The 21760-nt window shown below is 29.6% G+C and carries 17 protein-coding genes and 1 pseudogene; 16 read left to right on the forward strand and 2 right to left on the reverse strand.

Annotated features, from left to right (window positions below; translation table 11 throughout):
• Position 1 precedes the first annotated feature (1 nt).
• Together IPH62_01900 and IPH62_01905 are read right to left on the reverse strand one after the other, a co-directional pair.
• Positions 2-997, reverse strand: coding sequence for an ATP-grasp domain-containing protein (locus tag IPH62_01900; protein MBK7104019.1), 996 nt, complete (start codon positions 995-997; stop codon positions 2-4).
• A 22-nt stretch (positions 998-1019) separates the two neighbouring features.
• Positions 1020-2381 carry a KamA family radical SAM protein gene (locus tag IPH62_01905; GenBank protein ID MBK7104020.1) on the reverse strand — a complete coding sequence of 454 codons (1362 nt, stop codon included), beginning with the start codon at positions 2379-2381 and terminating at the stop codon, positions 1020-1022.
• Positions 2382-2607: 226 nt separating this feature from the next.
• On the opposite strand from IPH62_01905, the gene lexA reads away from it, so the two are divergent.
• The 16 genes and pseudogenes from lexA to rnr all read left to right on the forward strand — a co-directional run bounded on the left by lexA (position 2608) and on the right by rnr (position 21749).
• Positions 2608-3234, forward strand: coding sequence for a transcriptional repressor LexA (gene lexA, locus IPH62_01910; GenBank protein MBK7104021.1), 627 nt, complete (start codon positions 2608-2610; stop codon positions 3232-3234).
• Between the two features lie 8 nt (positions 3235-3242).
• Entirely contained in the window at positions 3243-3482 is a 240-nt protein-coding gene (locus IPH62_01915) for a hypothetical protein (GenBank protein MBK7104022.1), read from the forward strand.
• Positions 3483-3496: 14 nt separating this feature from the next.
• Positions 3497-3895: a hypothetical protein gene (locus tag IPH62_01920; protein MBK7104023.1), complete on the forward strand. Its 399-nt coding sequence runs from the start codon at positions 3497-3499 to the stop codon at positions 3893-3895.
• 213 nt (positions 3896-4108) lie between these two features.
• On the forward strand, positions 4109-4903 hold the full coding sequence (locus IPH62_01925; protein MBK7104024.1) for an isoprenyl transferase: 795 nt from the start codon (positions 4109-4111) through the stop codon (positions 4901-4903).
• A 97-nt stretch (positions 4904-5000) separates the two neighbouring features.
• A complete protein-coding gene (gene bamA, locus IPH62_01930) occupies positions 5001-7394 on the forward strand; it encodes an outer membrane protein assembly factor BamA (protein ID MBK7104025.1) in 2394 nt (797 codons plus the stop codon).
• A gap of 30 nt (positions 7395-7424) precedes the next feature.
• On the forward strand, positions 7425-7946 hold the full coding sequence (locus IPH62_01935; GenBank protein MBK7104026.1) for an OmpH family outer membrane protein: 522 nt from the start codon (positions 7425-7427) through the stop codon (positions 7944-7946).
• A 106-nt stretch (positions 7947-8052) separates the two neighbouring features.
• Positions 8053-8565 (forward strand): OmpH family outer membrane protein, encoded by a 513-nt coding sequence (locus IPH62_01940; protein MBK7104027.1) that lies wholly within the window; start codon positions 8053-8055, stop codon positions 8563-8565.
• Positions 8566-8612: 47 nt separating this feature from the next.
• Positions 8613-9668 carry a UDP-3-O-(3-hydroxymyristoyl)glucosamine N-acyltransferase gene (gene lpxD / locus IPH62_01945; GenBank protein MBK7104028.1) on the forward strand — a complete coding sequence of 352 codons (1056 nt, stop codon included), beginning with the start codon at positions 8613-8615 and terminating at the stop codon, positions 9666-9668.
• A pseudogene (locus IPH62_01950) lies at positions 9668-11073 on the forward strand (bifunctional UDP-3-O-[3-hydroxymyristoyl] N-acetylglucosamine deacetylase/3-hydroxyacyl-ACP dehydratase). The gene lpxD and the pseudogene IPH62_01950 overlap by 1 nt, the downstream one beginning before the upstream one ends.
• A gap of 2 nt (positions 11074-11075) precedes the next feature.
• Positions 11076-11855 (forward strand): acyl-ACP--UDP-N-acetylglucosamine O-acyltransferase, encoded by a 780-nt coding sequence (gene lpxA, locus IPH62_01955; protein MBK7104029.1) that lies wholly within the window; start codon positions 11076-11078, stop codon positions 11853-11855.
• Positions 11852-12604 (forward strand): lipoate--protein ligase family protein, encoded by a 753-nt coding sequence (locus IPH62_01960; protein MBK7104030.1) that lies wholly within the window; start codon positions 11852-11854, stop codon positions 12602-12604. The genes lpxA and IPH62_01960 overlap by 4 nt, the downstream gene beginning before the upstream one ends.
• Before the next feature lie 12 nt (positions 12605-12616).
• Positions 12617-13732 carry a hypothetical protein gene (locus IPH62_01965; GenBank protein ID MBK7104031.1) on the forward strand — a complete coding sequence of 372 codons (1116 nt, stop codon included), beginning with the start codon at positions 12617-12619 and terminating at the stop codon, positions 13730-13732.
• Entirely contained in the window at positions 13729-14718 is a 990-nt protein-coding gene (rfaE1, locus tag IPH62_01970; GenBank protein ID MBK7104032.1) for a D-glycero-beta-D-manno-heptose-7-phosphate kinase, read from the forward strand. Before IPH62_01965 ends, rfaE1 begins: the two co-directional genes overlap by 4 nt.
• Positions 14715-15197: a D-glycero-beta-D-manno-heptose 1-phosphate adenylyltransferase gene (gene rfaE2, locus IPH62_01975; protein ID MBK7104033.1), complete on the forward strand. Its 483-nt coding sequence runs from the start codon at positions 14715-14717 to the stop codon at positions 15195-15197. The genes rfaE1 and rfaE2 overlap by 4 nt, the downstream gene beginning before the upstream one ends.
• The gene (locus tag IPH62_01980; protein ID MBK7104034.1) at positions 15190-19662 is read left to right on the forward strand and encodes a hypothetical protein; all 4473 of its coding nucleotides are present in this window, start codon (positions 15190-15192) and stop codon (positions 19660-19662) included. The genes rfaE2 and IPH62_01980 overlap by 8 nt, the downstream gene beginning before the upstream one ends.
• Complete coding sequence (gene rnr, locus IPH62_01985) at positions 19662-21749, forward strand: ribonuclease R (GenBank protein ID MBK7104035.1); 2088 nt, start codon at positions 19662-19664, stop codon at positions 21747-21749. The genes IPH62_01980 and rnr overlap by 1 nt, the downstream gene beginning before the upstream one ends.
• The last annotated feature ends 11 nt before the right edge of the window (positions 21750-21760 follow it).

Raw genomic sequence — 21760 nt, forward strand, 5'->3', positions numbered from 1 at the left:
TTTATTTTGCAGAAATATTTTTTATTTTAATTCTTTCAGATGCGCTTTCAACAATCCAATTAAGTAAAGTTTTATATTCAATTTTTTTCATATTACAAATAATTGGTAAATCAGAATGTGTCGGATGAATTCCAGCAAGCGGATTTAATTCAATAATATTTGGAATTCCATTTCTATCAATTCTAACATCAACTCGACCCGCATCTCTGCACCCTAAACCTTTCCAAGCATCAAGAACAAATTTCTCAGCTTTCTTCACAACTTTATCATTCACTATTTTATAATTAATTTTTCCTTGCCAATCTTCTTTATTAGCATAAGAATACGCATCCGGTTCTGCAGAATCTAAAAGTATAACTTCCATCGATCCAATAACCTTTGCATTTTCACCGGTTCCAACAACACCAGTTGTAAATTCTCTTCCCGGTAAAAATTCTTCAACTAAAACCGGTTGTTTGAAAGTTGTGAGTAAATTTTCGCAAACTTCAAAAAGTTCTTTTTTATTTCTGATTTTAGATTTTGAGGAAATTCCTTTTCCGGTACCTTCCGCGTTGGGTTTTGCAAATAACGGATATTTTAATTTTACTTTTTTAACATCATCAATTTTGTGAACTTCAAAAAAATTTGGAGTTGGTATTCCTAAATCACGCAAAACTCTTTTTGTCATTCCCTTGTGAAGTGTAAGAGATAAAACTAACGGATCAGAAAAAGTATATGGGATGTTGTAAGCATCAAGAATGGCAGGGACTTGTGCTTCCCTGCCAATTCCTCTTAAGCCTTCTGCAATATTAAAAACTAAATCCCAAGTTTTACCTTTATTTAGTTTTTTTGTAAGATCCCAAATATTACCAATTCTTTCAGTTGTATGACCCAATTCTTTTAAAGTATTATCAATTGCCGAAATTGTACTCTCTTTATCAAATTCAGCAGTTTCTTCTTCACCAAAACCAAGTTTTAAATATTGATCGCGAAGATCAAAAGTAATTCCAATATTCATTTATTCGCAATTTACCTTTTAGTTATTGATGAATTTCTGATTCTTCATCATAATATTTAAAGATTTTCCCTTCATAATTTTTAAGTAAAATATAATTCCCTTCTCTACCTTGAAAATATTCAGGTAATAAAGGAATTTTTCCGCCTCCGCCAGGAGCATCTACAATATATTGAGGAACGGCATAACCGGAAGTATGACCACGTAATCCTTGTATCATTTCCAATCCTTTTGAAATTGGAGTTCTGAAATGTGCTGTACCCTGTACCGGATCGCACTGATATAAATAATAAGGTTTTACTCTTATTTTTAATAATCCTTGGTAGAGAGGTTTTAGAATATCAACTGAATCATTGACACCTTTCAATAATACAGTTTGACTTCCTAACGGAATTCCGGCATCAGCCAATCTTGAACAAGCTTCTTGAACTTCCGGAGTTAATTCATCCGGATGTGTAAAATGTATTGACATCCAAAGCGGATGATATTTCTTCAATATTTTTGTCAAAGCTGGAGTTATTCTTTGCGGAAGAACTACCGGAACTTTTGTTCCCATTCTAATAAATTCAACATGAGGAATTTTTCTTAAACGAGAAAGAAGCCATTCAATTTTATCATCAGCTAAAGTTAGTGGATCACCGCCGGAAATTAAAACATCTCTAATTTCTGGATGCGACTTTATATATTCAATTGCATTTTCCCATTGTTTGAGATCATGCTTGTATTCTCCGCCGGGATTTCCAACCATTCTTGATCGAGTACAATATCTACAATAAACTGAACAAAAACCAGTTGCTAAAAATAAAACTCGGTCTGGATATCTATGTACTATGCCTTTCACCGGTGAATCGCCTTCTTCATTTAATGGATCGGCAGCTTCTCCGGGTGAAAGAATTTCTTCATCTTTAACCATAATTACAGTTCGTCTTAATGGCTGATTTTCATCCATTCCATCAATTAAACTTGCGTAATATGGAGTAATTGCAAAAGGTAAAGGACCTCTATGAGCAAGAATTCCTTCTTTTTCATCATTAGAAAGAGTAATTATTCTTTCTAATTTTTCAATTGTTCTAATTCTGTTGCTAACTTGCCAATGCCAGTCATTCCATTGTTCATTTGTAATAGTCGGATAAAATTTTTTACGAAATGATTGACTTTTTTTACTTATAGGAAAAAGTAATCTACTGACAACACTTAGGGTTGTCTCTTCGTTTTTGGTTTTTTGTTTCTGGGTTAATTTGCTGTTAAGCTTTTCCGATAAGGTGCTGGTATTAGTTATTGAGGTTTTTGTTTGAATATTTATTGGTGAAACTTCCACTGAAGTCTCGAGAGAATAAGCCGAACTCGGAGGCTCGTCTTTCTCCCCAAAAAGTTGCAATTCTTCCATTGACTGTATCTTTCCTCTCTGAGAAATTTGTTGTAAAATAATTGTTATTTAAAGAATAATAAATCATCGAAAATTTTAATTATTTATAAAAAATTGCTGCGATACATAACATAAAAAAAATGTAATTGTCAATATAAATCTTCGAAAATTTAAATATTTTTTTTACTTGACAAGTGCTCGTTTGTTCACTATTTTTGTAGTGTACAAAATAACACTAGAGGTTTAGTTGACTGAACGACAAAATAATATTCTCAACTTCATAAAAGATTTTGTTGATACAAATGGATTTCCACCTTCTTATAGAGAAATTGGAAGTCATTTTAATATCAGCAGCACATTCGGCGTTAAACGTCATCTTGATGCTTTAGTGAAAAAGGGATATTTAAATGTATTTACAAATTCCAATAGATCAATTAATTTAACTGAAAAATCGGAAATCCTTTTTAATAAAAAAAAGGAAAATAATTCGGTTGAAATTCCAATGCTGGGAAAAGTTGCTGCTGGTTATCCGGTTCTATCAGATCAAAATATAGATGGAACTTTGCTTATTGATGCAAGTCTAATTAAGAAAGGTTTTAAGTATTTTGGGTTAAAAGTCCGCGGTGAAAGTATGATTGATGATGGAATTTTAGAAGGTGATACCGTAATTGTAAAAGAACAAAATGATGCAATAAATAATGATATTGTTATCGCAATGCTCGATAATGATACTACGGTAAAAAGATATTATAAAAAGAATGATCGAATTGAATTAATTCCGGCAAATAAAGATTTTAATCCAATAGTTGTTAAAAGAAAAAATGATTTTTCAATTTTGGGTAAAGTTGTTGCTGTATTTAGAACTTATAATTAAGGGGAAAAATGAAAACAGAAATTTTTAACTCAGCTATAAACCAAAGAAGAAGATTGAAATTCCTATATAACTTAAATCAAGTTGAAGTTGAACCATATTATTTATCAAAAAATAAAAATGGAAATAAAGTTATTTACGGAAGAGTTAACACTTCAAACGAAATTAAAATGTTTGAGTTTAATAAAATTTTCAATATTAAAATTTTGGGCAAATCAAAATTTTCTCCCATAATTCCAATCTTAAATTAGTTTGGAGATTTGATATGAAAGAAAGTTTACGACAAAGAAAAGTAGATGATTTGGTAAATCATTTTTGGCGGAATGGATATTTAACATTAAGCAGAAAATATGGGAAGTATTTACCCGAGCCAAATAATATTGGAAATTATGAAATTGACGCAATCGGCAAACTAAAGAAAAAGTATGCAATTGGGGTTACTTTATCCGAAGAAGAATTAAATGAACCAAAAATTTATTCTAAACTTGAATTTTTAGCAACAAGACACACAAAATTTTCTAATAGCAAAGTTACTTTGTTCGTTGGTGTTCCAAAAGAACTTTTCAATAAAGTGAAAATTTGCTTAACAAATCTTACAATTGAAGCGCAGAAAAATATTAAAGTTGTTGCAATAAGCGATGCAAATCAATCGAAAAATCTTTAATTTGAATTTACTTTCCTCTTCTAAACTTTTAACCTAAAAAGTAACAACTTAATTTTTGACCTAAAAATATTAATAATTTTTGAGAACTTATTCACAATCAAATTGTACAAATCAATTGAATTGAGTAATTGATTACTAATTAATGAACCTTGACATTTAGTTTTAGGTCGGTTATTTTGGAAATTCGGATTTAAAACAAGTTGAGAGAATCTTTTGTCCAAATCACTTAGTTCAAAAGACTTAGAGTTAATTGAAACTGTAAAGAAAAATGGAAATATTCCAAAACACATTGCTATCATTATGGATGGCAATGGCAGATGGGCGGAAAATAAAAGATTACCAAGAGCTGCTGGTCATAAAAAAGGTGTTGAAACTGTAAGAACTATGGTGCAATCTTGCATCAATTTGGGTGTAAAATATCTTACTTTATATACTTTTTCAACGGAAAATTGGAATAGACCTCAGCAAGAAATTTCTACATTAATGAGATTAATGGTTAGAAGTTTAAAAAATGAAACTAATGAACTAAACAAGAATAATGTAAAAATTATTGCAATTGGTGACTCGAAAAGTTTACCGAATATAGTTCAAAACGAATTAGCGCAAGCTAAATTAAAAACTGAGAAAAATGATGCGCTTGTTTTGAATTTAGCTTTAAGTTATAGCGGTCGTTGGGAAATTGTTGAAGCAACAAAAAGAATTGCTAAAAATTTTGCTGAAGGAAAGGTTGGGTTTGAAGATATCAACGAAGAACTTATTTCACAAAATTTAACTACTGCCGGAATTCCTGATCCTGATTTAATGATAAGAAGCGGCGGAGAACACAGAATTAGTAATTTTTTAATTTGGCAAATTGCGTATTCTGAACTTTATGTTTCAAAAGTACTATGGCCAGATTTTACGTGTAAAAATTTAATTGAAGCAATTGAAGATTATCAAAATAGAGAGAGAAGATTTGGACTCATCAGTAAACAGGTTTCTGATACCCGCAAAAAAATTCAGACATAAGAAACACATACCAAACAACCTGTTTATTCATCTGTTTGTTACATTTTTATTTTTTAACTCACTTGCTTTTGCACAATTCAATAGAGTAAATTATAAAATTTTAGGCATTGCGGTTGAAGGAAACAAAACTGCCGATGCAAATACAATTATTGCAAATAGCGGTTTGAAAGAAGGCGGTGAAATTGAAATTCCCGGAGATGCAACAAATAATGCAATTAAAAGACTTTGGGGATTGGGAATTTTTGAGGATGTTCAAGTTTTAATTGATAAAAAAATTGATACCGGCGTTTTTCTTCTTATAAAGGTTAAAGAATTTCAAAGAATGGAAAAAGTTATTTTTCGCGGCAATGATGAAATTGACGAAGAAGATATTAATAAAGAAATTTCCTTTATAAGCGGACAAACTTTAAAACCTCAAGAAGTAAAGAGAATTATAACAAAAGCTAAAGAACTTTATATTGATGACGGATATTTAAACTCAGTAATAACTCCGCAAAAATTTTCATTTCTTAAGGCAGATACTTCTGATGATGAAATTACGGCAACTTGGGTAAATAATGATAATCCTAATGATTTAGAAGAAACAATTTATGAATACAGTCCCGAAAGAAGATCTAATATAATTACAAGAATTAAAGAAAGATTGCTTCTTGTTTTAGATGTTGAAGAAGGTGATGAAGTAATAATTCAAAATATTTCATTTAGCGGAAATAATGCTTTTGAAGACGATGATTTAAGATCAGAGCTTGATGAAACCGTTCAAGATGCTTGGTGGAGATTTTGGAGTTCTGCAAATTTCAAAAAAGAAGATTTTGTTGAAGATAAAAAATTATTAACAACTTTTTATCAAAAAAACGGATACAGAGATTTTGAAATTTTATCGGATTCTGTAAAACTTTCCGATGATAAAAAGTTTATGGATATCAATCTTAATGTATTTGAAGGTCCGCAATATAAATTAAGAAATATTGAATGGATTGGTAACACTGTTTATCCAAGTGCAATTTTAACAGAACGTCTTGGTTTTCAAAAAGGTGATATTTATAATTTAGAATTATTCAATCAAAATTTATCCGGAAATCAAGCTCAGACTGATGTTGCGTCTCTTTATTTAGATAATGGCTATTTAACTTACCGACAAGAAGCTACAGAAAATAAAATTGGTGAAGATTCAATTGATATTTCAATAAAAGTTTCTGAGAATAATCAATTTAGAATTGGCAAAGTTGAAATTAATGGAAATGACAGAACAAAAGATAAAGTTATTAGAAGAGAACTTTATACAATTCCCGGTGATTATTTTAGAAGAAGCAATATTTTTAGAAGTATTCAGCAATTAGCAAATTTAAACTATTTCAATGTTGAACAGCTTTACCAAAAAGGCGTTGATTACAGACCAGCAACTGATAGTATCGTAAATTTACTTTACAATGTTGAAGAAAAATCGAGTGATTTTATAAATGCTTCAGTTGGATATAGTGAATCTTATGGATTCAGCGGTTCTGTTGGTGTTACTTTAACAAACTTTTCAATTACGGAACCATTTCAACTTGGCGGCGGACAAATTGTTAATTTCAGCTGGCAATTTGGTGTAGGAAATTATTACAGAACTTTTACTTTAGGTTTTACGGAACCTTGGTTTATGGATACACCAACTTCTTTGGGTTTTGATTTGTTTGATACAAGACAGCAATATATTTATTACCTTAGACAAAGCGGAATTTCTTTACGTGCCGGAAGAAGATTAACTTGGCCGGATGATAGATTTTATTTGCAAGGACTTTTAAGATTTCAATATAATGATGTTATTGACGGAAGAAGTTATTATGCAGAAGGAATTTCACGTCAATATACTGCTGGTCTAAATATTTCAAGAAATGATATTGATAATCCTATTTTTCCTTCAACCGGTTCAAAATTTTTGCTAAGCGGAGAATTGTCCGGCGGCCCTGTTCTTCCTGGTGATGTTGATTATTATAAAATTGAATTCACCGCTGATTGGTATAGAAGATTATTTAATTCAAATCGATTAACATTTTATTCTAATCTTGATATTGGTTACATTCACGAAATTGTTAATGGAACTACAATTCAACCATTTGAATTTTTCTATATGGGCGGAAACGGATTAGTAATTGCAACAACTCCATTAAGAGGTTATGCAGATAGATCTGTTGGACCTGTGAGCAGCACTGGTTTAACAATTGGCGGAAGAGTTAAAACAAAATATACCGCAGAAATTAGAGCGGCATTAACGTTAGAACCAATGCCGATTTATCTTTTAGCATTTGCCGAAGCCGGAAACACATTTGAAGATCTTCCGACTGCAGATTTGTTTAACTTAAGAAAATCAGCCGGTATTGGAGCAAGAATTTTAATAAATCCTATTGGTTTAATAGGATTTGATTACGGATACGGATTTGACAGAAAAGCTGTAGATGGCGAAGATCCAAAATGGGAATTTCATTTCCAATTTGGAAAAGGCTTTTAATAAATAAATCAAACAAACAAAGAGGTTAAATTGAGAACAACAACTCTATTACTATTATTTTTTATAACATCAGTTTCGTTATTTGCACAAAATACACAAAAAATTGGATGGGTAGATTCCGAAATTATTTTACAACAATTTCCACCGGCAATTAAAGCTCAAAGCGATTTAGATGCATTGACTTCAAAATGGTCAAAATCAATTGATAGTATGACAACAGATTTGCAATCAGCATATACTGAAGCTCAAAAACAATTTACAAATATGACTCCGGATAAACAAAAAGAAGTTCAGCAAGATTTAGTAAGAAAAGAACAAGCAATTCAACAATTTCGTCAGCAAAAATTTGCTCAGCCAAATGGTGAACTTTTCTTAAAACAAGATGAACTTTTGAAACCAATTAAAGCAAAAATTCTTGATGCAATTGATAAAGTTAGACAGCAAGAAGGAATGTCATTCGTTTTTGATAAAACCGGCGATGTACTTTTACTTTTTGCAGATCCGCAATATGATCTTACCAATATTGTACTCGATAAGCTAAAAAGAGGTTAATTTTTATTCACATTTTTTTCGTAGAGGTTTGAGCTTTGCATAAATAAAATTAGCAAGTTTCAAACCTCTATGTTATTTTAAACAGCATATTTAGGAGAGATTAGTTATGAAACATAGTAAGCTTTTAATTTTGTCTCTTTTTATTTTCACCTCAACAAGTTTGTTTGCTCAATTAAAAATTGGTTATGTAGATTCAGAAACTGTCATTAGTCAACTTCCAGATGCACAAGATGCACAAAAGAAAATAGATACCCAAATTGGAGAGTGGCAAAAAGAATTAGATGTACTAAAAAAAGAATGGCAAGATAAATTTGATGATTATGAAAAAAGAAAGTTGATTATGGGTAATCAAAAAAAGGCAGAAACTGAAAAAGAACTTGTTGCAATGGAAGAAAAAGTTGAATCATTCAGACAAGGAAAATTTGGTGTAAATGGCGAACTTTATAAAAAACAAGAAGAATTAATGAAGCCGATTCAAAATAAAGTTTTTGCTATAATTGAAGAAGTTGCTATTGAGAAAGAATTAGATTTTGTATTTGATAGAAGCGGTGATTTAATATTTCTTTACGCAAAAGAAGAATATGATATTACTCCGGATGTTTTAAGAAAATTGCAATAGTTTTTTGAAATTAATTTTGTTGAACAAAAATCTCTTAAACTAAGAAAATGAAACTAAAACTTGCAGAACTTGCAGAACTAGTAAATGGCAGAATAATTGGCAATTCAAATTTAGAAATATCAAGATTATCAAATATTCAAGATGCTGAAAATGGTGATTTAACTTTTTTGTATATGGCAAGTTATAATCATTTTTTAAATTCTACAAAGGCATCTGCAATTTTGGTTAGTAAAGATATAGAGCAATCCAATAAAAATTTGACTTACATAATTGTAGATAAACCAAATCTGGCATTTCAAAAAATTATTATAAAATATTTTAGTCCGGAATTTAGTTTGCAAGGAATTCATTCTTCTGCAATTTTAGATAAAAATACAAAACTTGAAGAAAATGTTTCGGTTGGTGCAAACGTATTTATCGGAAAAAATTCTATAGTCGGTACAAATTCTAAAATTTATCATAATACAGTAATTTTGGAAAATTGTAAAATTGGAAATAACGTAATGATTTTTCCAAATGTTACAATCAGAGAAAATACAATAATTGGAAATAATGTAATTATACATTCCGGAACTGTTATTGGATCGGATGGATTTGGTTACACTCCGGATGCGCATGGAGTTTATCACAAAATTCCACAAATTGGAAATGTTATAATTGAAGATGATGTAGAAATTGGTTCAAACGTTTCTATTGATAGAGCTGCGGTCGGTTCAACAGTAATTTCAAAAGGAGTTAAGTTAGATAATTTAATTCAAATTGCACACAATGTTAAAATCGGTAAAAATACTGTAATGTCGGCGCAGAGCGGAATTTCGGGAAGTACAAAAGTTGGAGACAATTGTGTTTTCGGCGGACAAGTAGGCGCAACCGGTCACATAGAAATTGCCGATAAAGTTATGGTTGGCGCACAAAGTGGAATTTCAAAATCATTAACTAAATCCGGAACTTATTTTGGCTCACCGGCAATGGAATTAAGATCAACTTTAAAATTAGAAGCACACATTAGAGCACTCCCAAATTATTTAGAAAGAATAAAAAAATTAGAAGAAAGAATTAATCAACTTGAAAATGAATCGCTAAAATTAAAGGAAAATATTTAATGCTTGATCTCCAAACCACTATAGCAAACCCAATTTCAATTTCTGGAGATGGACTTCACACCGGTACATCTTGTACTTTAACATTTAAACCAGCTCCGGATAATTTTGGAATAAAATTTATTAGAACTGATTTGGCAGATCATTTGGAAATTCCGGCATTAGCAGAATACGTTGTTGATATTTCTCGCGGAACTACAATTGGAATTGGCGATATAAAAGTTCATACAGTTGAACATGTTTTAGCAGCAGTTGCTGGATTACAAATTGACAATATTATAATAGAAATTAATGGAATTGAACCGCCAATTGCAGATGGAAGTTCAAAACCTTTTGTTGATAAACTTTTGGAAGCGGGAATAGTTAAACTAACTCAACCAAAAAATTATTTAATAATTGATGAAACTATTACATTCCATAATGAAGAAGAACAAGTAGATATTGTTGCGTTACCGCTTGATGGATTTAGAATGACAGTAATGGTTGATTATCACAATCCGGCATTGGGAAGTCAGCATACCGGCTTATTTGATTTGAAAAAGAATTTGTTTCTGAATTTGCTCCAACACGAACATTTTGTTTTTTAAGCGAAGTTGAAACTCTTGCAAATCAAGGTTTGATTAAAGGCGGAAATTTAGAAAATGCAGTTGTAATTGTTGATAAACAAGTTTCGGAAAATTATTTAGATGATTTAACAATAAAATTAGGATTAGAAGAAAAAATAACTGTCGGGAAGAATGGGTTTTTAAATGAAAATAGTCTGCGATTTAAAAATGAACCTGTACGACATAAACTTCTTGATATGATTGGAGACTTAGCTTTAATTGGCGTTCCAATAAAAGCCCAAATTCTTGCCGCAAGACCAGGGCATAAATCAAATGTTGAATTTGCAAAAAAGATAAGAAAATTATATCAACAAAAACAACTTGAGAAAAAATATCAGCATGTTAAAAAAGAAGGAATTGTATTTGATACAATTGCTATTCAGAAAATTTTACCACACAGATATCCATTTTTATTAGTTGACAAAATTATTCATCTTGAATTAGACAAAAAAGTTGTTGGAATTAAATCTGTTACAGCAAACGAACCATTTTTTACTGGACATTTTCCCGGAAGACCGGTTATGCCTGGCGTTTTAATTATTGAAGCAATGGCACAAACCGGTGGAATTTTAATGCTAAATTCAATTCCAAATCCGGAAGAAAAATTAGTTTTATTTATGGGAATTGATAAAGCTAAATTCAGAAAACAAGTTGTACCGGGAGATCAATTAATTTTAGAAGTAACTTTGTTAAATAAAAGAAATAGCATAATTGTAATTGGAGCTAAAGCATTCGTAAATAATAATTTAGTTGCTGAAGCAGAATTGAAAGCAGCAATTGTTGATAGAGTTGAACAAGAGTAAATATGGAAATTAAAATTCATCAAACAGCACTTATAGGTAAAAATGCCCAAATTGGAAATGGAACAATTATTGGTCCATATTCTATTGTAGAAGACGATGTTATAATTGGAGAAAACTGTATTATTGGTCCTAATGTTGGGATTTATGAAGGAGCAAGAATTGGAAACAGAGTAAAAATTTATCAAGGCGCATCTGTTTCTAATCATCCGCAAGATTTAAAATTTGCAAACGAAGAATCAGTTTTTGAAATTGGCGACGATACAGTAATTAGAGAATTTGTAACTCTTCACAGAGGAACAAAAGAATCTAAAATTTCCAAAGTGGGAAATAATTGTTTGCTGATGGCTTACGCTCATGTTGCTCATGACTGCATTGTTGGAAATAATTGCATATTAGCAAACAGTGTTCAGTTAGGCGGTCATGTAGAATTAGGAGATTGGGTAATTTTAGGCGGCGGTTCGCTCGTACATCAATTTGGAAAAATTGGACAGCATGCAATGCTTGGCGGAGGATACAGAGCTGTTGTTGATGTTCCGCCTTATGTTTTAGCTGCTGGTGATCCTCTTAAATTTGAAGGCTTAAATACAATTGGATTGAGAAGAAGAGGTTTTACAAACGATGAAATATCGAAACTGAAAAATCTTTACAGTATAATTTTTATGCAGGAATTGAATCTCACTCAAGCAAAAGAAAAAATTATAAGTGATTTTCCTAATGATAAACTTGCGGAATCTATTTTAACATTCCTTGCAAAAAGTAAAAGAGGAATTATTAAAAAGTGAAGTGGAATCTTATTGAATATCAAACTTTTACCGGAAAATTCAATATGGATTTTGATTTGCAATTAGTAAAAAATTGTTCTTCTCAAGAATCATTTCTGAGATTTTATGGATGGAATCCGCACTGCGTTTCTATTGGCGCAAATCAATCCTACGAAGATATAAATAAATCTTTAGCAGAAATAAATAATATTGATATCGTTAAACGTCCAACTGGCGGAAGAGCAATTCTCCATTCAGAAGAATTAACGTATTCTGTTATTATTCCAAATAATAAAAATGTTAGCGGAAGATTTATTTATGAACAAATTTCGGAAGCAATAGTTTTGGGATTACAAAATTTCGATTCCGGATTATCACAAGTTATGCTGGAAAATATTCAGCCAAATTTTTCTGATTTACTGAATGAACCATCCGGTTCGTTATGTTTTGCAAGTACCGCAAAAAGTGAAATTAAATTTAATGGAAAAAAACTTGTTGGTAGCGCTCAAAGAAAAATTGGCAATAAAATTCTTCAGCACGGCTCAATTCTTATCGGAAGTAATCATAAAAATATTGTTGATTATTTAAATATTGCAGAACAAAATAAATCCAAATTAAAAAATGAAATGAAAGATAAAACAACAGAAATTTCAACAATATTAAATAGAGATATTGATATCATTGAACTTCAGCAGAATATAATTTTGGGATTTGAAAATATTTTTAAAACTGAATTTGCAAAAACTGAACCTATTCTTCTTCCAATCTAAATTAAAATTTTTATGAACAAATTAACCAACGTGAATAAATTAAATAAAATTGTTCATTTAATTTTCTTAATCGCTATTCTAATAAATAGCAGTTCTTTGTCCCAGCAAGATTCGCTTGAGAATTTTCTTGATGGAAGAATAATTACTGATATTAAAAGTGACGGAATTGATCTTTGGGTTGCAACAGAGGGAAACGGAATTTATAAATACAATAAATTTAAAAAACAGTGGGCAAATTTTTCATCTGATAATGGAAAAATTAAGCAAGACTTTTTTTACTGCATCGAAGTTAGTCCAAGATTTATTTGGGCTGGCTCTGCAGATGGTCTATATATTTATGATAAAAGAAGAAATAGATGGGATAAGAGAAAATTTTCTCTCGGCGGGCAATTTGGAAATTGGATTAGAAGTTTAGAGTTTGACCGATCTGAAAATATTTTATGGATTGGAAGATTTAAATATTTGACTGAGTATAATTTAACAAATCAAAAATATACAGATATTGATTTAACAGTTAATAAAAATGACCAAACAAATACTGTGAAATATTTATCATTAGATGGCGATAGCCTTTTGTGGATTGGTGTTGAAGCTGGGCTTCACAAAATGTTAAAGTATTCCAAAGATGCAAATGGAAATAACAAAATTATTTATTTTGATAATAAAGATGATTATTTTTTAGGTGAAGGTAAGCAAGTTTCTGTCTCAAAAATATTGCCGGATAATGAATTAATTTGGTTTGGAACTGATGAATTTGTTACCGAAGACAATCCTGAATTTAATGTTGGCGGACTTTATTTATTTGATCGAAAAATAAATTGGATAAAGTTTAGTGAACTTAATAAGCTTGATGCAAATGGAATATTTTCTTTAGAAAGATCCGGTAAATACATTTGGACTTCAATTTATAGTTTTAATTCTAAATCAAAGGAACTAATTGGAAAAGGTATTTATCTTATCAATAGAAAAAAATTGAGTATAAGGAAAATTAATTCGGATTTTATTCCCGAAACAATTTTATCAATCCATTTTGATGGAAACAATATTTGGCTTGGTTCAAATGATGGTTTATATAAAATAAATTTAGAAACAGAATTTTTACCAGATTTTTCAACAGAGAAAAAATGATTTCTTTAACACGACTTGAACAAATAGAAGAAAATTTAGGCAATCATAAAATTGCAATTATTGGCGATATGATGCTTGACGGATATTTTTGGGGTGATGTATCAAGAGTTTCTCCTGAAGCGCCGGTTCCCGTTGTTGAAATTGAAAATGAGTTTTTCAGATTTGGCGGCGCAGCTAATGTTGCAATAAATATTAATAAGCTTGGAGGAATTTCATTACCAATTGGAATTATTGGAGATGACTCTGATGGCGAAACCTTTCTTAAGTTAATGGAAAAGGAAAAAATTAATAATTCCGGAATATTTAAAGATAGCGAAAGACCAACAACAACAAAAACAAGAGTTATTGCCGGTAAGCAGCATGTTGTGAGAATAGACAGAGAAAGTAAAAATTATTTAAGCAAAATTTTTGAACAAAAAATATTAGATTTTTTAGATCAAAATATTAATTCAATTTCAGCTATAATTCTACAAGATTATAACAAAGGTGTTCTAAGCGAAGTGTTAATCGAACAAATTATTAAGCTTGCAAATGAGAAAAATAAAATAATTACAGTTGATCCGAAATTTATTAATTTCAGCAAATTTAAAAATGTTACGTTGTTTAAACCAAATAGAAAAGAAACAGAAGATGTTTTGGGAATTAGAATAAATTCGGATAAAGATATTTCTTCTGCTGGAAAAAAATTACTAGAAATACTAAATGCAAAATATATATTGATAACATTAGGTGAAAAAGGTATTGCACTTTTTGAAGAAGGTAAAGATGAAATTAGAATTTCAACGAAAGCAAAAAAAGTAGCCGATGTTTCCGGTGCTGGGGATACGGTTATTTCAACATTAACATTAGCATTGGCAAGTGGTGCTTCAATTAATGAAGCCGCATATATTGCAAATTTTGCTGCGGGAATTGTTTGTGAAGAGGTTGGCATTGTTCCAATAGAAAAGGAAAAACTTTTTAATATTATCCGGGAATCACTAAAATGAAAAATGCATTAATTAGCTTAGATGAACTTTTAGACATCAGAAGAATATTGAAACAAAATAATAAGAAAGTTGTATTTACAAATGGATGTTTTGATATTTTGCATGCCGGTCACGTTGACTATTTAACAAAAGCTAGAGAATGCGGCGATGTTTTAATTATTGGTTTAAACAGTGATAAATCGGTTAGAGAAATTAAAGGTGAAAAAAGACCAATTGTAACGCAGGAAGAACGAGCATATATTTTAAATAGTTTAAAATGCGTTGATTATGTAGTTTTATTTGAAGAACCAACTCCTAAAGAATTAATTGATAAAATTGTTCCCGACGTTTTAATTAAAGGAGGCGATTGGGCAATTGAAAATATTGTTGGACGAGATATTGTTGAAGCAAATGGCGGTGAAGTAAAAAATATTCAATTTGTTACTTCTCAATCAACTACAAATATTATTAAAAAGGTTTTAGATTCTTACAATGAGTGATGAGAAAAAAGAAAAAATTTTATTTAAGAGATCTCTATTACATAAAGTAGTAAATGTATTTATTGGTTTCTTTGCCGTTTTTCTTTTTTTGTTAATTGCATTTTTTGGTTTTTCGCAAACAAAAACTTTTAGAAATTTTTTACGCAGTCAAATTATAACTCAAGTTACACCTCTAATAAATGGCAAACTATATATAAAAGAAATTGATGGTTCAATATTTTCGTCAATTATTTTGCATAAAATAGTTTTATCTTCGGGCACTGATACATTAATAAATGCCGATGAAATTACAATTAAAACAAGCCCAATACATTTATTACTTAAAAGAATTTTAGTTAGAGAAATTTCTGTAAAAAACACATCGATTAATTTACTTCAAGATAAAGACGGAGTTTGGAATATTTCAAAAATGTTTATTCCGGATAATGAACCGGAAGACACTTCTAAATCTACATTCCCTTTTACTATTCAAGTAAACAATTTGAATTTTCAAAATTTAGCATTCACACGACAAACATTTTCAAACTTAAACTCAAATAAATTTTATGATCACATTAATACAGATGATCTAAAACTAAATGAAATATTTTTGGATGCTAAAATTTTTGCAAATATTAATTCATCGCTTGTAAGGTTGTATTTAAATAATTTTTCGGTAAATCCAAATTTCAACTCATTTAATTTGAATAAATTTTCCGGTGAATTTGAGTTGAATGAAAATTTTGCTCAAGTTAGAAACCTAAAATTTAAAACCGATAGTTCTAATGTTTCTTTAAATGCGAAAATTGACAAACTCAATATTTTAGGAAATGTTGAGCTGCAAGAATTCAATGATTATCCTTTGGAAGTTGAGCTAAATGCAAATCCATTTAACTTTGATGACCTTTCCACATTCATTCAAGCTACTGATTTTATTAAGGGAAGTATCGATGTAAATATGAAAGCGAAAGGTTTTTTTGGAGATTTTGATATTAGTAAACTCAATATAAATTATCAAAATACAAACTTAAATCTTAAAGGAAATGTTAAGAATTTGCACACACCTGAAAAATTATTTTTTGATGCGGAAATTTTTAATTCAACAGTAGTTGAATCTGAAATTTACTATTTAATAAAAGGCTTAGAAATTCCGAAGTATGATAATTTAGTTGTGACGAATCTAAATCTTAAATACAAAGGTGAACCAACAAAATTTAATGCGGAATTAAACGGAAATGTTAACGATGGTAAAATTTATCTTAAAACATTTTTAAATTTGAAAAAAACAAGAATGGAATATGACATCGATTTCACATCTGAAAATATTGACCTATTTCCGATTTTTGGCGTTACGTCATCAATAAATAGTTCGGGAAAAATAAAAGGCGTTGGTACAAATCCAAATAACATGAATGCAAATTTTTATGCGAATGTAAATTCTTCAACATTTAACAATATCAGTTTTGATTCGCTGAATCTTGTTAGCGAAATAAATTCTAAAATTTTTAATTTAAATTTAAATTCCCTTATCAATAATGCAAAAACTTCGGTTAATGGAGTTTTAGATTTAACAAATTCGGAAAGTCCGGCTTATGATTTATTTGGAACAATAAAGAATTTTAATTTGCAAACTTTCACAAATGAGAGAAAAGATTCTTCCAATTTGAATTTATCTTTTACAGCAAAAGGTAATAATCTTGAACTGGATAATTTAATCGGTAATTTTAATGTAAAACTTGAACCTTCATTTTTAAGAGATATTATTCTGGAAGAAACAAATATCAATATTGCGTTAACTAAAAATGAGCTGGAAAGAAATATTAATTTAGTTTCGGATTTTGTTGATTTCAATATCAATGGAAATTTTTCTCTGGAAAAGGCTGTAAATCTTATAATTTATGAAGCTGAAACAATTACCAATTTAATCTCACAGAAAATTGATGAATTAAATCCGATTGAAAATGATAAACAAAAAACTCCGCTTAAGGATTTAATCAAAATAGATCCAATTATTTATGAAAATGTCGAATTTAATTATGATTTTAAATTTAAAGATTTTAAACTTATTGCTTTATTTTTAAAGAATGATGAATTAGATATTTCCGGAACCGGCGAAGGTTTGGTAAAAAATGATTCGCTTCATTTTACCATTACAACAGATATAAATATTGATAATCTGCTAAATAAAAGAGACAGTTTGCTTTTATATTTTTCAAACACAACTGCAAATTTAAATTTTAACAGAGATAATCAAGAAACTTCTTTCAATAAAATTTTTGGAACTATTTCTGTTGAAAGCGAGAAAATGTATGCCGGAGCGGAACTAAATAATATTGAGGCAGATTTTATTTTCAATCAAAATGAATTATTCTTTAATTCATCACTTGGAATTGGAAACGATTTAACTGCCGAATTTGAAGGAACAATTGAAACTTATTTAACAAATCAAACAATTGATTTTTACAACATAAATCTGAATTACAAAAATATACCATGGACGAGTTTTGATACAAGTTCTATAAGTTTTGCAGAAAGTGGAATTCAGCTTTCTAATTTAATTTTGGAAAATACGAATGCTGCAATAAATATAAACGGACAAATCAATAACGATCAGAGTCATAATTTTTTTGTTGATGTTGAAAATCTTCCTGCCGCAGTTTTATCAACATATTTTGTAAATGAAAATGATAAACCGATTGATGGTGACGTTAATATGAAATTTTCATCTTCCGGATTTTTATCAGAACCGGATTTGGATATGGAAATTTCAATAAATGATATTTCATACAATAATTCAAAATTCGGATCTTTAATCGGTTCGCTCAATCATTATAAAAATTTATCACGCGTTGCAATATTTTTCAATAATTCTGATTTAAATTCCGTTGATCCAATTTTAACATTAACTGCGCGGTTACCAATTTATTTAAATTACATTGGCGGAAATGAAATTATAATTCCGGAATCCGAAATTGAAGCAAATCTTAATTCAGATAATTTTAATATTGGCGCACTTGGAAATTTAATTCCATACGTTAATAACCAATCTGGTATTATAAATTCGCAGATTGAAATTGGTGGAACATATGCAAATCCAATTACAACAGGATTTATTAATCTTGAAGATGGAAAATTTACTTTTACTGAAAATAATTTAGAATACTCATTAAATTCAAATATTAATTTTAGAGATCAATATGCATCAATAGATAAATTTGAAATTTCAAATCACGCTGGTTCAATGTATTCCGGTAAAATTAATGCAAACGGAATTGTTGAACTTAGAGAATTTCCATTTAACAAAATTAATATTTCACTCAATGGAGATTTGGCTTTGCTGGGAAGCAGATCAAAAACAAAAGATGCAAATATTTACGGTGATCTTTTTATAAAAACGGATGATGATTGGAAATTTAAATTTGAGAATGATGTTTATACTTTTGAGGGAGATATTTTAGTCGATAAAGCTGATTTAGTTTACGCATCTAAAAATCAGCAGAATGCAAGATTTAATAATAGATTAGTTTACAAATTTGTGGAAGACAGTTCTAAAATTAATTGGAAAACTCAAAAATTTATTAGAATATTAAACGAAAATAATTTTAAAAATAATATTGCTAAATCAAGCTCATCAAAATTTGATTTTAATACTAACATAATTATTAAAAATATTGCCTCATTTAATTTTTTGATAAATCCAGAATTAAATCAGAAGCTAAATGTAGAAACAACGGGACAATTAGAATTTGAAACAATTGCAGATGAAATTAAAACACAAGGATCGTTAGCACTTTTGGATGGCTCGCGATTGGAATTCTTTAATAAAACTTTTGATTCGAAAGGAACTATCAGATTTGAAAGCGATATAACTGATCCGCATTTAAATATTGTTGCAACTTACATTGGTGAGATTGAAAATTTTGAGCAGCCCGGAAAAGTTGAAGAAGTTGCCGTTAAATTAAAAATCAATTCTCCCCTTTCAACATTAGGAAAAAATCCTTCCGCAGAAAATGAAAATCTATCGGTTTATGTTGGAAGAACAAATATTGAAAATGATATTCCCGATTCGAAATATGATGCATCAAACGCATTATCATTTATCTTGCTTAATCAATTAAGTATGGATATTACAGATGAACAAAAATCTACATTGATTGACGTTGCGGAAAACACAGCTTATTCTTTTCTTGGATCACAATTAACAAATTATTTTTCATCGGCACTTGGCGGATTGGTAAGCAATATCCGCTTTAACAAATATTCGAGTGATAGTTATAAATTACTTTTCTCCGGAAAATATAATAATATTCGGTATTCGTTTGGTGGTAATACAAAATATATGGAATGGAATAAAACCGATATTAAATTTGAGTATTTATTCAATCCAAGTTTTTTAATTCGTGTTGAGCAAAAAGATCCGATTGTAGAAACAACTACCGGAGAAAAAATTCAAGAGTTAGGTCTAAAATATAAATTTGAGTTTTAATGAAAAAAATTATTAAAGATTATTTTATCGCAAATCCAAACAATGCTATTACTTCCAAAACCCTGGGGAAAATTCTAAATATTAAAAAGAAAGATTACGAATTTTTCAAACAAGAACTTTATACAATAGCAAAAGAAGGAATAGTAAAAAAATCCGGTAAACGCTACAAATTAAACTTGGAATCAAAAAAGAAAATTATTGGCGAACTTCAGTTGGTAAACGGGCAAAATTACGGATTTGTAACTTTTAAAGATAAAAATCTGAAAGACGTATTTATTTCTGAAAAAAATCTAACAACAGCTTTTGACGGCGACAAAGTTGAAGTTGCTTTATTTGCAAAAAGAACCGGTAAAAATTTAGAAGGTGAAATTACCAAAATTGTTGAACGTAAAAGAAAAGAAATTGTAGGAGTTTTAAGAAAATCAAAATCTTTTTATTTTGTTGAACCGGATGATTCGAAAATTCACCGCGATTTTTATATTTCATCAAGCAATATCAATAAAGCAAAAGACGGCGATAAAGTTGTTGTAACAAAAATTGAATGGGAAAATTCTCATCTAAATCCGGAAGGAATAATTTCTGAAGTTTTGGGAAAATCCGGTTCTTACGATGCCGAAATTGCTTCAATTGCAAGAGAGTTTGGAATAAAATATAAATTTCCTAATTCAGTTTTAAAGGAAGCAAAAAATCTATCAAATAAAATTCCTGATGAAGAATATCAAAATAGAATTGATTTTCGAAATGTAAATGTTTTTACAATTGATCCGAAAACTGCAAAAGATTTTGATGACGCAGTTTCAATTCAAAAATTGGAAAATGGAAATACATTAATTGGAATTCACATTGCGGATGTAAGTCATTTTGTTCAGCCCGGAACGCAAACCTTTAAGGAAGCCGAAAGCAGAGGAACCAGCGTTTATATAGTTGGGAAAGTAATTCCAATGCTTCCCGAAACTTTATCAAATAATATTTGCTCTCTGGTTCCAAATGAAGATCGTTTAACTTTTAGCGTTCTTGTTGAGTTTGATAAAACGTTCAAACAAAAGAATTATAAAATTGCAAAAACTGTAATTAACAGTAAAAGAAGATTTACTTATGATGAAGTTCAAGAAATTTTGGAAACATCAAAAGGTGATTTTGTAAATGAAATAAAAAGCATAAATGAAATTGCAAGATTTTTACGAAACGAAAGAACGAAAAACGGTAGCATTAATTTTACAACTCCGGATATAGAATTTGAATTAGATAAAACCGGCATTCCGGTTTCCGTTAAAATTAAAGAAAGCAACGAAAGCCATCAGCTTATTGAAGAATTTATGCTTTTGGCAAATAAAATTATCTCGGAACACATAACTAAAACGAAAAAGAAAGAAAAAAATCCTTTTGTTTATAGAATTCATGATTTGCCAAGTGAAGAAAAAATTCAAGAGTTTGCAAAATTTGTTCAATCATTGGGATATACTTTTAATCCGCAAGTAACAAATAAAAGTAAGGAATTGCAGAATCTTTTAGAGAAAGTTAAAGGTTCCGAAGAAGAAGCTGTAATTAATGAAATTGCAATTCGGTCAATGGCTAAAGCTGTTTACTCTACACAAAATATTGGTCATTACGGATTAGGATTTAAATACTATTCCCATTTCACTTCGCCGATAAGAAGATTTCCGGATTTGATTGCTCACTTATTAATTTTTGATTATTTGAAAAATGAAAAACCAAAATTCACTTGGAAACAATTAGAAGAAATTTGTGAACATTCATCATTTACAGAAAGAAATGCAGCAAGCGCAGAAAGACTTTCGGTAAAATTAAAACAAATTGAATTTCTCAAAAATAAAATTGGAGAAACTTTTAACGGAATTATTTCCGGAATTACTCATTTTGGAATTTTTGTGGAACTTAGTGATAATTTGGCAGAAGGCTTAATTTCGATGAGAGATTTGGATGATGATTATTATATTTTTGATGAAAGTTCATATTCGTTAAAAGGAAAACATTCCGAAAAACAATTTCGGTTAGGCGATAAAATAGTTGTAAAGTTAAAAAGAGTAAACGAAGAAAAAAGAGTGATTGATTTTACTCTTTCTTAATGAATAAATAA

The organism is Ignavibacteriota bacterium, from assembly GCA_016708125.1.
Taxonomy (GTDB): domain Bacteria; phylum Bacteroidota; class Ignavibacteria; order Ignavibacteriales; family Melioribacteraceae.